The sequence below is a fragment of the Paenibacillus sp. FSL R7-0345 genome (genome assembly GCF_038595055.1).
In the GTDB taxonomy this organism is placed as follows: Bacteria; Bacillota; Bacilli; order Paenibacillales; family Paenibacillaceae; genus Paenibacillus_AQ.
The window spans coordinates 235,275-250,255 of the sequence record NZ_CP152002.1; the positions used below are offsets into that span (position 1 = coordinate 235,275).

Consider the following 14,981-nt stretch of genomic DNA (forward strand, 5'->3'; position numbering starts at 1 on the left):
GCCTCTCCTTTGCCATAAGCAGGCCTACCGTACCTCAGCCTGTTCGAGTATCTTCGTCGCCAGCTCATCGCCGCGCTGGTCAAGGCCTGCTGCCTCCTGCAGAAGCTCTGCCTGCTGCCTGCGGTTTTTCTGATCCCAGAGCTGTTTAGGGGAAGCGTGTGCTTCAAGGCTGGCCGGTAAAGGCATGTTACTATAATAATAATCGAGCAGTGTATACAGCTGTTCATAGGTAGCTGCCATCTCACTCAAAAGCGCATACGCCGCCGGATTCTGCACCAGACCCAGTGAAGCTTTTAAATAGGCGGCTGCACTTCTTCGGGCATCGGCCAGCGCCATCATGCAGAAGTGGTTGACGCTGTAGCGGCGTAAGAAGATGCCGGCATCGGCAACTGTGTACCACGCATCATCCAGCAGACCTTCCTGCCAGGCAGCCATGGCGTTATATCCCACGAGATAACCCTGATACTCCTCCGCCTGCATAGCTTCGAGTTTGACCCGGAGAGAGGTATAGAGGCAGTCCAGTGCCGGCGGGATTTCTCCGTGCTTTTCCAGATAGAGCAGCTTATACGGCCAATGGTCTACGTACAAATAACCCTTGCTGTTCTTCATCGTCTCCTGGAATTCGGGTTCATCTTTCAGTTCCGTAAAGGTCTCCTCATCAAAATAGCTCCGGCACAGCAGCGTGTCTCCATTATCGAGATAGCCTGTAATGACTCCCCATTCGGGCGCGACCCTAAGGTTCAGAGCGACTGGCAGGCACTGCCGATGGAGACTGTTTATAATAGAAGCCCGTTCAAGTCTGCGTTCTTCAGCCGTAAGCCGGTTTGCCCAGCGGGCCTTGAGCCCGTATGCGCTGAAGGCCGGTGAAGCATAATCGTAGGCGGCAAAGGCGTCAGCGGCGCTGAAATCCCATACCGGAGTAAACGCCACTCTCCAGCACGCCCCCGAAACGCCCATCACTGCATCATAGCAGGTATCAACCCCCATGGCAGACAAGGAGGTGTAAAGCGCCCCCGCCCATGAGCAGTCCATTCGTTTGCCAAAGCCGAGATGGTTTACATTTTCGATAATATGATGCCGGCAGGACGATCCTCCTGCAAACAGCCGGGTCCGGTCAAGATTGTAATGGATTCGTTCTCCCTCGGCACAGCTTATCGCATGAATTCCGTCTGCATTCACATAAACGATCAGCAGATATTCACTGCCTTCATGTCCCATTGTGCTTGGAAAAAGCTCCTGGTCTACCGTAAACTGCGTCCATTCAAAATAAGCATAGTGTTTCATCTTCTGCAGCATATCCCGTCCGGCCCTTTCATTGCCGTATACGGCGTGAACAAGTGTCAGTTCGCTTTTGCCCAAAGGATAGCCTTGTGAATGTACATCAATCTGCAGGAGCTGCCCCTTGAGCGCAAAAGCTGAATAAATTCCGGAGGGTGTCCCATATTTAATGAGCAGCAGCTTAGCCCGGTCGGTGTGCAGTAATCCCTGAAAAAACTGGTCGCTCAGGCTCAGCGTAAGTTTATTTCCGGTAATAAGCTGGTTTATCCAATGGGTGACGTCAATCTGTTCATTTCCGTCAGTGTAGACAGCTGAGAGCACCGTAAGCTCTTGCGGCAGCAGGATGCTGTCGATGGAATGTCCCAGAACGGCAGAGAGCAGCGGAAGGGTGGAGGTTTCAGGCAGTGATCTGCCGGTTTCCCATTTGGATACGGCCTGGGCGCTGACATGCAGCTGTTCGGCCAGCTGCTCCTGGGATAGCTGTTTTTCTCTGCGTAGTATGGAGATTCGTCTGCCAACCTGTTCAATATTCATCATGACCTTTTCTCCCGGATTCAAATTCGACGTCGTAATTTCATTATAATTCCCCCGTCTGTAATGAACAGCGATTAGAGTAGGAGGAGCCCTGTGCAAAATCAACTGCCGGTTGAGCGTCAGAGGATGCTGAGCATGTGAGAGGGTATTAAAATCCCGGCTGATGAGATAAGCGTTAGAGTTTTTTATGATTTTTTCGAAAAAGGCTTGCGCAATTCTGGATTTCATGATATATTCATTCTTGTGCCGCGATAAACGATTTGCGGTCGTGGCGGAATTGGCAGACGCGCACGGTTCAGGTCCGTGTGGTAGCAATACCGTGGAGGTTCGAGTCCTCTCGACCGCATACTAGCAAAGAAGCTTCCGAATTGCCCTTGGGCAGTCCGGAGGCTTTTTTCATTATATTTAGTCTGGTGGGGGACGAACCGAGTGTTAGTGCCAGGTGCTGGTATCGAGCCGGGGGATCGTGCTGAGTACTAATGCCGAGTAGAGTACCGAGTTGAGTGCGGGTGCTGAGTACTACTGCTGAGTCGAGTACTGAGTAGAGTGCTGAGGCTGAGCGTTAGTGCTGAGCCGAGTAACGGCGGTAACTAAGACCCGGGCTAACGGACACCAGAGGCCTTATTTTCCTGTAAAAGCGTACTTTGCCTGGCTAACGGACCGTAGCGCTCTTATTTCCTCTCGAACAGTGGTTAGTGAGGCCGAAAGCGGCGGATAAGGTCGCTGGAGTCCGTTAGCGTGTCTAAAAAGCAATTTCGGCTGAAATAACGTCATCTGAGTCCGTTAGCCGACCCTCCCGTCAATAAGACAACAAAGCCGATCCGGCTCCAGGTGCCGCCTGCTGCTTACGGAAGGCGGAAGGCGACATGCCGGCCAGCTTGTTAAAAATCCGGTTGAACTGCGAGAAGCTGGTGAACCCGCACTGCTCGGCAATGCCGGATATTTTGAGGCGGGTATGGATCAGCAGGTGCTGGGCTTTGCGGACGCGGGTGGTCTGGATGTATTCGGTCAGGGTGGAGCCGGTGACTCTTTTGAACTGGTGCGATAAGTAATAAGGGCTGGTGAAAAACTCCCTGGCAATAGAATCTAGTGATAGCTCGCTGCTGTAGTTGGCGTGGATATAGGCGGTGATGGAATATATTTTTTGCGCTGCCGTACTGCCGGCTTCCTCCAGCACGTAGCTGTTCTGATCCTGCTGCTGGCATAAGGCGCATAGAAACTGCTGGAACAGCGTGTGTACCAGTACCGGATTCAGCGGGGAATCACTGTGCGACAGGGTGAAAATAGCGTTAAGCGGATCGAATACGGCGCTGCGCACCTCGCCCGTCAGACGGTAAATCGGCACCTCTTCGCTGAACGGGAGCAGCATGCTTTTGTAGGCGTCATCCAGACCAAAAGTGCCGGCAGGAATGGCAAAGTTAATGATCAGCCGCTTATGCGGAGGGCCTTCCGGATACTGGGTCATGTGCAGCAGGTACGGGCGGAGCAGGACGATGTCGTACTTGCGGAGGGCGTGGATTTTGCCGTCAATGACGTGGGTGGCCCGGGAATCCATCAGAATATGAATCTCATAAAAATCATGTTCATGCTGGAACTCCATATTAATGTTATGCGACCGCTCGTCATAGTCAAAATAATAAAAAAGCGGATCACCCGGCGTATTTATGTTAACACTGTACCCCTGCTCATATAGTAAGCCGTTTTCAAGCATGTCCTCTCACCGCCTATCCCCGTTATTTTCTTCATTATAGGTTTTAAAAAGCAAAAGATGCAATAAATATGCCCCATTCCCGCAAATAAAGCGTAGTTTTTGAGCCTGGAGGTTTGATATATTGGCAATATGAAAACGGATACAAGGGGTGAGGGAATGTTTTTAACGGAAGAAAAGCTGATCCGGCGGCAGGCGGAGGTTGGAAAATACAGATATGTCACAGTGAATGAGCTTACCGGGCTGGAGTATGCGGAAGATGAGGACGGCAAAAATGGCGTTTACCCGGATGAGGTCTCCTTTAACGGCACGATCACGCTGGGTGAGCAGTGGAGCGGACGGGACCGTTATGTCTGGCTGCGTGCTGTGGCGGTATTGCCCGAGAAGAAGGAAGGGTTCAGGATTGCAGGCCGGTTCGATTTCGGCAAATCCGGAAGCTTCAATAACTCGGGATTCGAATCGCTGCTGTTTGTGAATGGTTCGCCTTATCAGGGGGTTGATAATAACCACCGGGAGGTTTATTTTGACGATGAGCTTGGCGGCAGGGCGGTGGAGCTTGTCTTCCGGCTGTGGTCCGGCCTTGAGGGCGGCGGAGTGCCGAGGGTGCAGGAGCACAAGATCAGTGAGGCGATGCTCGGATATCTGGATGAGCGGATTGATGATCTGTTTTATATGTCCCAGGCGGCGCTGGATACCTTCCGTTACCTGAACCGGGACCAGCCGGAGAAGCAGTGGCTAAAGCAGGCGCTGGATGCTGCATTCCGCGAGATTGACTGGTCAGAGCCGGGCTCTGAAGAGCATGTCAGCTCCATGTACCGTGCAGGCGCCAGCCTGAATGAGGCGGTGGAGGCGATGCCGCAGACCTTTGATGTTACACTCACCGCGCTGGGCCATACGCACATCGATGTCGCCTGGCTGTGGCAGCTGAAGCATACCCGGGAAAAAGCGGCCCGTTCCTTCTCGACCGCACTGAGGCTGATGGAGGAATATCCGGAATACCAGTTTATGCAATCCCAGCCGCAGCTGTATGCCTATCTGGAGCAGGATTACCCGGAGCTGTTCGGAAGGATCAAAGCGCGCATTGAAGAGGGGCGCTGGGAGCCGGAGGGGGCCATGTGGCTGGAATCCGACTGTAATATTCCGTCCGGCGAGTCGCTCGTACGCCAGATCCTGGCGGGCAAACGTTATTTCCGGGAACAGTTCGGGATCGAGAGCAAGTATCTGTGGCTGCCCGATGTGTTTGGCTACAGCTGGGCGCTGCCGCAGATTTTGCGCAAGTCAGGCATTGATACCTTTATGACGACCAAAATCAGCTGGAACCAGTTCAACCGTATGCCGCATGATACGTTCTGGTGGCGCGGGATGGACGGCTCTGAGATATTGACTCATTTTATCACCACTTCGGAAAAAGACGGCGATGCCTACACCTACAACGGCCGGATGACCGCAGGGCTGCTGCGCGGTATCTGGAACTCGTATCAGGATAAGGAGATTAACGACCACCTGCTGTTTGCCTATGGCTGGGGCGACGGTGGCGGCGGGCCGACACGGGATATGCTGGAGCTGCGCCGCCGGTTTGACAAGCTTCCGGGTATGCCTAAGATTAAGCCCGGCAGCGCGGGCGATTACTTCAAAGGTCTGCATGAGCGGATTGAAAAAACGGACGGATTCGTGCACACCTGGAACGGCGAGCTGTACTTCGAATGCCACCGGGGAACCTATACCTCACAGGCCGGCAATAAAAAATATAACCGCCGCCTGGAGCTGCTGCTGCGTGATGCGGAATGGCTGTATACGCTGACCGGCGTGAGCCGCGGCAATCTGGCGGAAGCTTATCCGGCTGAGGAACTGCGCGGTATCTGGGAGATTCTGCTGCGCAACCAGTTCCATGATATTATTCCGGGCTCCTCGATCAAAGAGGTCTACCAGGACAGTGATCTGGAATATGCGGAAGGAGAGGCCCGGTCACTTGCTTTGATTAACGGTGCGGGGGAGACGGCAGACGGAGAGGAAAAAGCCTCCGGAGAGCAGCAATTCCTTACTGCGCTTGGAAGCTCGAACTGGGATAGCCCGCGTTATCTGGAGCTGCCGGGCAATGCTTCTGACACCAGCATCATTCAGAATGTTGACGGCGGGCAGCTGGAGCAGCAGCGCACTGCAGACGGCGGCTGGCTGGTGTATATTCCTTCCGTGCCTGCCTTTGGTACAGCTGTCCTGGAGGTTGTGCCGGAACAGGCAGCGGGCGGCCGTTTGGATGGGGGAACCCTGCTTGCAGATGCTTCCGAAGGGCGGCTTACGACCCCGCTGATTGAAGCGGCCTGGAATAAGCAGGGGCAATTCACCTCGCTGCGCGACCGCCGCAATGGCCGGGAGATTCTGGCTCCGGGCCAGCGCGGGAATGTGCTGCAGGTGTTCGAGGATAAGCCGCTGGATTTTGAAGCATGGGATATCGATATTTTTTATCAGGAAAAAATGACCGAAATTTCGCAGCTTACAGATTGCAAACTGATCGAAAACGGCCCGCTGCGGGCGGTGCTGCGCATGGCCTGGACGTATAACCGCACGACCATTACTCAGGATATTATCTTTTACCGGGATACCGCCCGGATCGACTTCCGCACAGAAATGGACTGGCATGGGCATAACCAGCTGCTGAAGGTAGCCTTCCCTGTGGATGTTCATACCACGGAAGCAACCTATGACATCCAGTTTGGCAATGTCAAACGCCCGACCCACTGGAATACAAGCTGGGATTACGCCCGCTTTGAAACCGTGGGACACCAGTGGGCGGATGTCAGCGAGAAGGAATACGGTGTGGCGCTGCTCAATGACTGTAAATACGGCTATGACATCAAGGACAGTGTGCTGCGGCTGACGCTGCTGAAATCGGCGGTTCACCCGAATCCGGAGCAGGATCAGGGACATCATGCCTTTACGTATGCGCTGTATCCGCATGAGGGTGATTTCGCCCTGGGCGGAGTGGTCCGGAAAGCGTGGGAGCTGAATAATCCGCTGCGGACGGTACCGGGCAGGCTGGAGGTTGATCCTCTTTTCTCCATCGATGGGGGTTATGTGCTGGTTGATGCGGTAAAACGTTCCGAGGACGGCGGCGATGTAGTGCTGCGTCTGCATGAGTATGCCGGAGCGCGCAGTCAGGTGCGGATCGCAAGCGGCTACAGCATTACTGCCTGGCAGGAGTGCAATCTGATGGAGGAGCCGGAAGGTGAGTGGCAGGCGGGAGAACCGGATTTTCAGATCAGACCTTATGAGATCAGAACATTCAGAATCAGACTGGGCCAAGAGCAGACACGAGAGGGGATTTAACGATGGGTGTAAAAGGAACGCAGCTGGATCAAGCGGAGATTATTGCAAAATTGAACCGTGTATCGGATAAGCTGCTGAATCTGGACCGGCCGGATAACGAGGCGGAGCTGCAAACCTTAGGCGAGGATGCAGGGCGCCGGGGCTATTTTGCCCGTGACTTCGGCATGGAGGAATGGGACTGGCCGCAGGGCGTCGGACTGTATGGGCTGCAGAAGCTGGACCGGCATTTTGCCGACGGGCGTTATCCTGCTTACGCCAAGCCGTGGATGGCCCGGCAGATGGACAAGGGGCTGCCCAGCCGGAACATCAATACCACCGCTCCGCTGCTGTCGCTGATGGAGCTGGATGAGGCGGAGGAGCTGAGCCTGGAGTGGGTGGAGTGGCTGATGAACGGGCTGCCGCGCACTGTGGAACAGGGCTACCAGCATGTCACGACCGGAGCCGACAAAAGCGAACTAACGCTCAATGAGAATGAAATCTGGATTGATACGCTGTTTATGGCCATTCTGTTTACAGCCAAAATGGGCGTAAAATACGATAAGCCGGAGTGGCGGCAGACGTCGCTGCATCAGTTGCTGTTGCATATTAAATATCTGTATGACAAAAAGACAGGGCTGTTCTATCACGGCTGGCATTTCACCGGCCGCCATAATTTCAGCGAAGCCTTCTGGTGCCGTGGAAACGGCTGGTTCAGCCTTGGGTTGCCGGAATACCTGGAGCTGATGCGCCCGTATTTGGAGGACGGCGTATTTACTTACCTCCAGCAGGTGCTTCAGGCGCAGGCAGAAGCGCTGCTGGACTGCCAGAGCGCAGACGGGCTGTGGCATACGCTGCTGGACGATCCGGACAGCTACACCGAGACCTCCGGCTCGGCCGCCATTGCCGCCGGCATTCTGCATGGCGTACGCAGGGGACTGCTGCCTGAGGAGTATGCGCAGCCGGCGCTGAAGGCAATTCAGGCCGTGCTGGACCGGATTGACGATGAAGGTACGGTACTTGGCGTCTCCGGCGGTACGCCAATCGGCAAAACCAGAGACGATTACAAGGGCATTATTATAGCGCCGATGGCCTACGGCCAGGCCATGACGCTGGTCGCGCTGGGCGAAGCGCTGCATTATTGCTGAGGTGTGCGGCCGTGACAAGACAGCTTCCGTTATCATCCACGCACCTTGGCGTGGCGGAAGCGGAAGCGGATGGTAAAACAAGAGGACTAAGAGCAGACGCCAGCCACCGGGGAACCCCGGTGGCTACGGGTGTTTAACTGCAGTCTAAAGATTAATTGCGGCTGATCAGAGGAAAAGGCATGAACTAAGACTGCTGCTCCTACTTAGAAGGTACATGGAGCGTTCGACAGCTGGCCTTTGAGGTGTTTCACTAAAGGTTTGGTGGAGCTGCATCCTCGAAATAGCGGAAATCCAGTGCGCAGTGGGGGATGTGAAGGATGAGGAGTGAAGTATGAAGTATGGAGTATGACAAGTAATCCTTCCGCTGCCGTATCAGCACACATTGGCTGGAATTATAAGATGTGCCGGCTGGTAACGGACCGGGGAGCCCTTATTTCGCCCCAAGGGCCCGAATTTACAACCTAACGGACTCCAGAGGCGTTATTTTCGGATTCAGGTCCGGTTTGCAGTTGCTGGCAAGGGAATAAGGGTGCTGTAGTCCGTTAGCCAGAATAATGGTGCTTTTTTTGATGAATAAAGGCTCTACGGTCCGTTAGCTGGGGGGAGTGCCTCTTTTGGGTGAACTGCAGCCTCCGTTAGCCGGGCGGGTTGCATCTTTTGAGTGGAAGCGGTTCTGTATTCCTTGGGTGAAATTAATCCACGGTCCGTTAGCGCAGATGAACAGGCTGGCTTAGAAACAAATCCTAGAAAACACTTGTAGCCTGCTGCGGCTTGAAGTATACTGATCTCGGAAAGGTTAAGCGCTTACCTTGAGGGAGGATAAGCGAGTATGGTCAATCAAGTAACAGTAGGCATTATCGGCGCCGGAAGAATCGGACGTCTGCATGCCGATAATCTGCGTGTACTGCCGTCTTATAAAATAAAGTCTATTTCAGAGGCTTTTATGACCGAAGAGCTGGTTGCCTGGGCGGAGAGCCGGGGGCTTGGAGCTGCTTTTACGGATGGGGAAGCCATTCTGAACGATCCGGAGATCGACGCCGTGTTCATCTGCACACCGACAGATACGCACGCCTCCTGGATTGAGCGTGCAGCGCGTGCCGGGAAGCATATTTTTTGCGAGAAGCCGATCAGTATGTCCTCGGAAGAAACAAGCCGGGCGCTGCAGACTGCCAAGGAAGCAGGCGTGCTGCTTCAGGTGGGCTTTAACCGCCGGATGGACCCGAATTTCCGCAAGCTTAAGCAGCTGGTTCAGGCGGGCGAGCTGGGCAGACCGCATATTGTGAAGATCACCTCGCGTGATCCGCAGCCGCCCGGTGAAGCCTATGTGCGCTCCTCCGGCGGGATGTTTATGGATATGACGATTCACGATTTTGACATGGCCCGTTATCTGGTGGGTGAAGAAGTAGCTGAAGTGTATACCCGTGGCGCCAATCTGATCGACCCGATGTTCGGACGCTGCGACGATGTGGATACGGCTGTCATTACGCTGACTTTCACAAACGGCGCTATCTGTGTGATCGATAACAGCCGCCAGGCTGTCTACGGCTACGACCAGCGGGTGGAGGTATTCGGCTCCCAGGGAGCGGCAACGGCCGACAACTGCCGTCCGACCACAGTTGAGGTGTCTACAGCCTCATCGGTTACCCGCGACCAGCCGCTGCATTTTTTCCTTGAGCGCTACAATCAGGCGTTCACCGATGAGGTTGCGGCATTCGCCCAATCCATCATTCTGCAGGAGCCGGCTGTGTGCAGCGGCTATGACGGACAGCAGGCCCAGCTCATTGCTGAGGCGGCTCTGGAATCGCACCGGACCGGGCTCCCGGTGAAGCTGAAGGTTTTAGCCGGCGGGGAACGCCCGGAGATAGAAGTCCTGTAAGCGGAGGTTTATCTTGAACACGGAGGGAGCTGTGAGGATGTCTGATTATTTGATCAAGGCTGCTACACCCGGCAAGGACGGGCTTGTTACAGCAGTCAGCAAGGAGAGCGCCGGCTGGGAGTATGTGGGGTTTGAAGTGTATCAGCTGCAGACAGGTGATACGCTGAGCCGCGATACCGGAGACAATGAAGTCTGCCTGGTACTGCTCTCCGGAAAAGCGGATGTGAAGGCGGACGACCAGCTGTTTACGGGGATAGGAGAACGAATGTCGGTCTTCGAGGACCAGCCGCCTTATGCGGTCTATGTTCCGGCGGGCGGACGCTATGAGGTGACAGCCCTGACGGAGTTAGAGCTCGCTGTCTGTCTCGCCCCGGGTACGGGCAAGTATCCGGCCCGGCTGATTGCACCGTCCGATACGGGAGCCGAAGCCCGTGGTTACGGCAGCATGTCACGCCGTGTAGTCAATATTTTGCCGGAGAGCAGTGAGGCTGAGAGCCTGCTGGTGGTGGAGGTGCGTACGGACGGCGGCAACTGGTCCAGCTATCCGCCGCATAAGCACGACAAGAATAACCTGCCGGCAGAGTCTTACCTGGAGGAGACGTATTATCACCGGGTGAACCCGGCTCACGGCTTTGTGGTGCAGCGTGTATACAACGACGACCGCAGCCTCGATGAAACGATGGCCGTGCCCGACCGCAGCGTGGTGCTTGTTCCGGAAGGCTATCATCCGGTATCAGCACCGCCGGGCTATGATTCCTATTATCTCAATGTGATGGCAGGACCGGTCCGGACCTGGGTATTTCATAATGATCCTGATCACGAATGGCTGTTCAAACCGGCCGGGCATACTCCCGCAGGCCAGGAGGAATAGGCCTTGGGATAGAGGCAGTATTAAGGGGCTTCCGCAGGGCGGAGGCTCCTTTTTTGTATCTGATAATGCTGGCAAAACGCAGCGTAAAGTGCGCAGCATTGCTGAGTGGCATCGAAGCAGACAGCGGACCGGGCCGCAGCGGCAGCGGGTGAAATGACAATACCGGCGAATAGACACTTTTGGAGGAGTTCCCTATAATCGAAGTATAAGACGGCAAGAACGTAAAGGCGGTTTTAAACAATGAAACCTACAATTTATGATGTGGCGCGGGAGGCCGGAGTCTCCATTGCTACGGTGTCCAAGGTGCTCAATAATAACGGCAGGATCAGTGACAAGACACGGGATAAGGTAAATCAGGTGATGGAGGAGCTTAATTATCAGCCGAGCCTGGTGGCCTCTGCGCTGACGAGCCGCCGGACGGGGACGATCGGGCTGATGATTCCCGATATTGCCAATCCTTTTTTTGCGGAGACGGCGCGGGGGATCGAGGACTATGCCCAGCAGCAGGGCAGTGACCTGATTGTCTGCAGTACAGACCGTGATGATGAAAAAGCGGCCCGATACACCTCGCTGCTTCTGCGCAAAAGGGTAGACGGCCTGATCATCGCCTCTCACACGGGAAAGACGGATATGATCCGCCGCCTGCTTGCCGACCGGGTGCCGCTGGTGCTTTTCTCGGCGGAAATCCGCAGTCTGGAGAGCAGCAGCGTTACGGTGGATGATTATAAGGGCGGATATCAGGCGACGGAGTACCTGCTGTCCCTGGGGCACCGGAAGCTGGGCATCATCTCCGACAATCTGCCGGGGAGCAAGCTGCGGGCCGAGGGCTTTCTGGATGCGCTGCGGGATGCGGACGTCCCGTTCGACAATCCGGCCAACCTTACGCATACGTCAGCTACCTTGGAAAACGGCCGCCGGGCAGCGGCGGCTATGCTTGGCCAGGCAGAGGAGCTGCGGCCGACGGCTATATTCGCCTGCAACGACCTGCTGGCCATCGGCGTCCTGAAGGAAGCGCGCAGCGCGGGATTGTCCATTCCCCGCGATCTATCCGTTGTGGGCTTTGATAATACGGTGCTGGCAGAAATCTGCCACCCTACGCTGACCAGTATCGCCCAGCCGCTGCGCGAGATGACCGAGCAGGCGATGATTCTGCTGAACGAATCTATCGACAATCCGGACAGCCCCAGACGCAAAATTATGCTGATGCCGGAGTTGGTCATCCGGCATTCAACCGGGCCGGCGCCGGAGGATCAGCCTTGATAGGCCCGGATTTGTCCGGTCCGGCTGCCGGATCACTCTTCCAGAGCCCGATGTCAATGGCTTGCTCCAGGGACCTGCGCTAGAGATTCGCGATAGAGACCTGCACTAGGGGGGTGCTGCAGTCCGCTACGTTATTGAGACCAAATGCTCCAAGACTAAATACCTCAAGACCAGTCCCCCCATTACGGTGGCGAACGGGTCTTTTTTTTATGCGGAAACGTTATTGATCCATGCCTTTTGCGTGAGTTAACAGAAAACTTGAGATCGCTTTCAAATTAAGGATTGCCAAACCGGATGTTCTGGCCTATACTATTTATAAAATTAGGTTAAGCGCTTACCCTTTCTCTCCCTGACAGACCGGTATTTTAAAAATAACAACGTTCCTAATGAATCCTTATCATCTGTTCCGCTCATCCTGCTCGCATTATATCCAGGCTATTATCATTCATTTCTTCTGAAGCTTTTTCAAGGAGGCGTCACTATGAACGATCTGCAGTTCGATCCCGCCCGTCCGCTCGATTTAGTCGCCGTCGGCCGGCTCTGTATTGACCTTAATGCTAATGAAACCGGAAGACCTATGGAAGAGACCATGACGTTCACCAAATATGTCGGCGGCTCTCCGGCCAATATCATTATCGGAACGGCGCGGCTGGGCATGCGCACCGGCTTCATCGGCAAGCTGGCCGATGATCAGATGGGCCGGTTTATCCGGAGCTATCTGCAGAAGGACGGCGTCGACGACAGCCAGGTGTGCGTTGATCATACCGGTGCTGTGACGGGGCTTGCTTTTACAGAAATAAAAAGTCCGCAGGAATGCAGCATTCTGATGTACCGCGATAACGTTGCAGACCTGCTGCTGAATACAGACGAAATTTCAGAGGATTATATCCGCCAGTCCAAAGCGCTGCTGATCTCCGGCACCGCACTGGCACAAAGTCCTTCCCGCGAAGCGGTGTTCCTGGCGCTGGAGTTTGCCCGCAGACATAATGTGACTGTATTTTTTGACCTGGATTATCGTCCTTATACCTGGAAATCCGCCGCTGAAACGGCTGTCTACTATAATCTGGCCGCAGAGAAATGCGACTGCATCATCGGTACCCGCGAGGAATTCAACATGATGGAGAATCTGTACAATGTGACAGATGCCGACGACGAAGCGACGGCAGCCCGCTGGTTCTCCCAGCAGGCGAAGCTGGTTGTCATCAAGCACGGCGGAAGCGGCTCGATTGCCTATACAGCAGACGGCCTGAATCACCGGAGCGGGATTTTCCCGGCCAAGGTGCTGAAAACCTTCGGCGCAGGCGACTCCTACGCCTCGGCTTTCATCCACAGTCTGATGCAGGGCGACAGTGTCGGTGAAGCTATGCGGCGCGGCAGCGCATCGGCTTCGATTGTAATCTCGCGGCACAGCTGCTCGGATGCCATGCCGACCCTGGAAGAGCTTGAAGCCTTCCTGGCTTCGAATAAAGAGGTTGCTGCAGGCACCCGGTAAAGAGAAATTCAAATACATCAACAGAGATGAAGGAGTGGACAGTAATGGCACAGCAAAACGTAGAAGTGCTGAAAAACTATATTGGCGGAGAATGGGTTGAGGCAAAAAGCGAGCAGACGGAACCGGTGTTCAATCCGGCTTCGGGCGAAGAGCTGGCCAGAGTTCCGCTGTCCGGCAGAGAGGATGTGGACCGGGCGGTGGCTGCGGCCGAGGAGGCTTTTGCCGGCTGGTCGAAGACACCGGTTCCGCGGCGGGCACGGATTCTTTTTAAATATCAGCAGCTGCTGGTTGAAAATTGGGAGGACCTGGCGCGAACCATTACGCTGGAGAACGGGAAAAGCTATAAAGAAGCTTACGGCGAGGTACAGCGCGGCATTGAGTGTGTCGAATTCGCGGCTGGCGCGCCTACACTGATGATGGGCCGGCAGCTGCCGGATATTGCGACCGGCATTGAATCAGGAATGTACCGCTATCCGATTGGTGTTATCGGCGGGATCACTCCGTTTAATTTTCCGATGATGGTTCCCTGCTGGATGTTCCCGCTCGCGATTGCCTGCGGCAATACCTTTGTGTTGAAGCCGTCCGAGCGTACACCGCTGCTGGCGGCACGTCTGGCGGAGCTGCTGGAGCAAGCGGGGCTGCCTAAAGGTGTGCTCAATGTGGTAAACGGTGCGCATGATGTGGTTAACGGGCTGCTGGAGCATCCTGGTGTGAAGGCGATTTCTTTTGTCGGATCACAGCCGGTGGCGGAATATGTCTATAAAAAAGGAACAGAGCATCTGAAACGGGTTCAGGCGCTGGCAGGGGCTAAAAACCACTCCATCGTACTGGCGGACGCCGACCTTGAGGCTTCCGCTACACAGATTATCAACGCTGCCTTCGGTTCTGCCGGAGAGCGCTGCATGGCCTGTTCCGTAGTCACTGTGCAAGAAGATGTAGCAGACGAGCTGATCTCGATCCTGCTGCGCGAGTGCGGGAAGATGACGATCGGGGACGGGCTGGAGGAAGACACCTTTCTGGGACCGGTTATCCGCCAGGGGCATAAGGACAAAACGGTTGCTTACATCGAGCAGGGCGTAGCCGAAGGCGCGAAGCTGCTCAGGGACGGACGGGAGGATGCTGCAGCTGCGGGTCAGGGCTATTTTGTCGGACCTACGGTATTTGACGGAGTCACCAAAGAGATGAAAATCTGGCAGGAAGAAATCTTTGCGCCTGTCCTCTCGGTTGTCCGGGTTAAGGGTGTGGAGGATGCGGTGGAGCTGGCCAATGCGTCGCGTTTTGCGAACGGGGCTTGTATCTTTACAAATGACGGCGGGAAAGTCCGCTATTTCCGTGAAAACATTGAGTCCGGCATGCTAGGTGTCAATGTAGGCGTACCGGCTCCGATGGCTTTCTTCCCGTTCTCCGGCTGGAAGGATTCCTTCTACGGCGATCTGCATGCGAACGGCACTGACGGAGTTGAATTCTATACGCGCAAAAAGGTTGTCACTGCCCGCTGGCAGTAACGATAGAGG

10 protein-coding genes and 1 tRNA gene are annotated in these 14,981 nt (G+C 55.0%); 9 read left to right on the forward strand and 2 right to left on the reverse strand.

Annotated elements, in window-relative coordinates:
- Positions 1-24: 24 nt before the first annotated feature.
- Positions 25-1,815, reverse strand: a complete 1,791-nt coding sequence (locus NST84_RS01100) for a helix-turn-helix transcriptional regulator (RefSeq protein ID WP_342563840.1) — start codon at positions 1,813-1,815, stop codon at positions 25-27.
- Positions 1,816-2,074: 259 nt separating this feature from the next.
- On the opposite strand from NST84_RS01100, the gene NST84_RS01105 reads away from it, so the two are divergent.
- Positions 2,075-2,158, forward strand: a tRNA-Leu gene (locus tag NST84_RS01105).
- A 453-nt stretch (positions 2,159-2,611) separates the two neighbouring features.
- On the opposite strand, the gene NST84_RS01110 is transcribed toward NST84_RS01105, so the two are convergent.
- Entirely contained in the window at positions 2,612-3,523 is a 912-nt protein-coding gene (locus NST84_RS01110) for an AraC family transcriptional regulator (RefSeq protein ID WP_342563841.1), read from the reverse strand.
- A 156-nt stretch (positions 3,524-3,679) separates the two neighbouring features.
- On the opposite strand from NST84_RS01110, the gene NST84_RS01115 reads away from it, so the two are divergent.
- The 8 genes from NST84_RS01115 (at position 3,680) to NST84_RS01150 (ending at position 14,972) form a co-directional block, all read left to right on the forward strand.
- Positions 3,680-6,844: an alpha-mannosidase gene (locus NST84_RS01115; RefSeq protein WP_342563842.1), complete on the forward strand. Its 3,165-nt coding sequence runs from the start codon at positions 3,680-3,682 to the stop codon at positions 6,842-6,844.
- A 2-nt stretch (positions 6,845-6,846) separates the two neighbouring features.
- Positions 6,847-7,968 (forward strand): glycoside hydrolase family 88 protein, encoded by a 1,122-nt coding sequence (locus NST84_RS01120; protein ID WP_342563843.1) that lies wholly within the window; start codon positions 6,847-6,849, stop codon positions 7,966-7,968.
- Positions 7,969-7,979: 11 nt separating this feature from the next.
- Positions 7,980-8,105 (forward strand): hypothetical protein, encoded by a 126-nt coding sequence (locus NST84_RS01125; RefSeq protein ID WP_342563844.1) that lies wholly within the window; start codon positions 7,980-7,982, stop codon positions 8,103-8,105.
- Between the two features lie 692 nt (positions 8,106-8,797).
- A complete protein-coding gene (gene iolG / locus NST84_RS01130) occupies positions 8,798-9,844 on the forward strand; it encodes an inositol 2-dehydrogenase (protein WP_342563845.1) in 1,047 nt (348 codons plus the stop codon).
- Positions 9,845-9,881: 37 nt separating this feature from the next.
- Positions 9,882-10,715, forward strand: a complete 834-nt coding sequence (gene iolB, locus NST84_RS01135) for a 5-deoxy-glucuronate isomerase (protein WP_342563846.1) — start codon at positions 9,882-9,884, stop codon at positions 10,713-10,715.
- A 240-nt stretch (positions 10,716-10,955) separates the two neighbouring features.
- Entirely contained in the window at positions 10,956-11,975 is a 1,020-nt protein-coding gene (locus NST84_RS01140; protein WP_342563847.1) for a LacI family DNA-binding transcriptional regulator, read from the forward strand.
- 481 nt (positions 11,976-12,456) lie between these two features.
- Positions 12,457-13,467 (forward strand): 5-dehydro-2-deoxygluconokinase, encoded by a 1,011-nt coding sequence (iolC, locus tag NST84_RS01145; RefSeq protein ID WP_342563848.1) that lies wholly within the window; start codon positions 12,457-12,459, stop codon positions 13,465-13,467.
- Between the two features lie 44 nt (positions 13,468-13,511).
- Positions 13,512-14,972, forward strand: coding sequence for a CoA-acylating methylmalonate-semialdehyde dehydrogenase (locus tag NST84_RS01150; RefSeq protein ID WP_342563849.1), 1,461 nt, complete (start codon positions 13,512-13,514; stop codon positions 14,970-14,972).
- The last annotated feature ends 9 nt before the right edge of the window (positions 14,973-14,981 follow it).

What these genes read in the sequence shown, in the direction of transcription:
- NST84_RS01100 (WP_342563840.1), bottom strand. Translation starts at nt 1,815, where the DNA reads ATGATGAATATTGAACAGGTTGGCAGACGAATCTCCATACTACGCAGA.
- NST84_RS01110 (WP_342563841.1), bottom strand. Translation starts at nt 3,523, where the DNA reads ATGCTTGAAAACGGCTTACTATATGAGCAGGGGTACAGTGTTAACATA.
- NST84_RS01115 (WP_342563842.1), top strand. Translation starts at nt 3,680, where the DNA reads ATGTTTTTAACGGAAGAAAAGCTGATCCGGCGGCAGGCGGAGGTTGGA.
- NST84_RS01120 (WP_342563843.1), top strand. Translation starts at nt 6,847, where the DNA reads ATGGGTGTAAAAGGAACGCAGCTGGATCAAGCGGAGATTATTGCAAAA.
- iolG (WP_342563845.1), top strand. Translation starts at nt 8,798, where the DNA reads ATGGTCAATCAAGTAACAGTAGGCATTATCGGCGCCGGAAGAATCGGA.
- iolB (WP_342563846.1), top strand. Translation starts at nt 9,882, where the DNA reads ATGTCTGATTATTTGATCAAGGCTGCTACACCCGGCAAGGACGGGCTT.
- NST84_RS01140 (WP_342563847.1), top strand. Translation starts at nt 10,956, where the DNA reads ATGAAACCTACAATTTATGATGTGGCGCGGGAGGCCGGAGTCTCCATT.
- iolC (WP_342563848.1), top strand. Translation starts at nt 12,457, where the DNA reads ATGAACGATCTGCAGTTCGATCCCGCCCGTCCGCTCGATTTAGTCGCC.
- NST84_RS01150 (WP_342563849.1), top strand. Translation starts at nt 13,512, where the DNA reads ATGGCACAGCAAAACGTAGAAGTGCTGAAAAACTATATTGGCGGAGAA.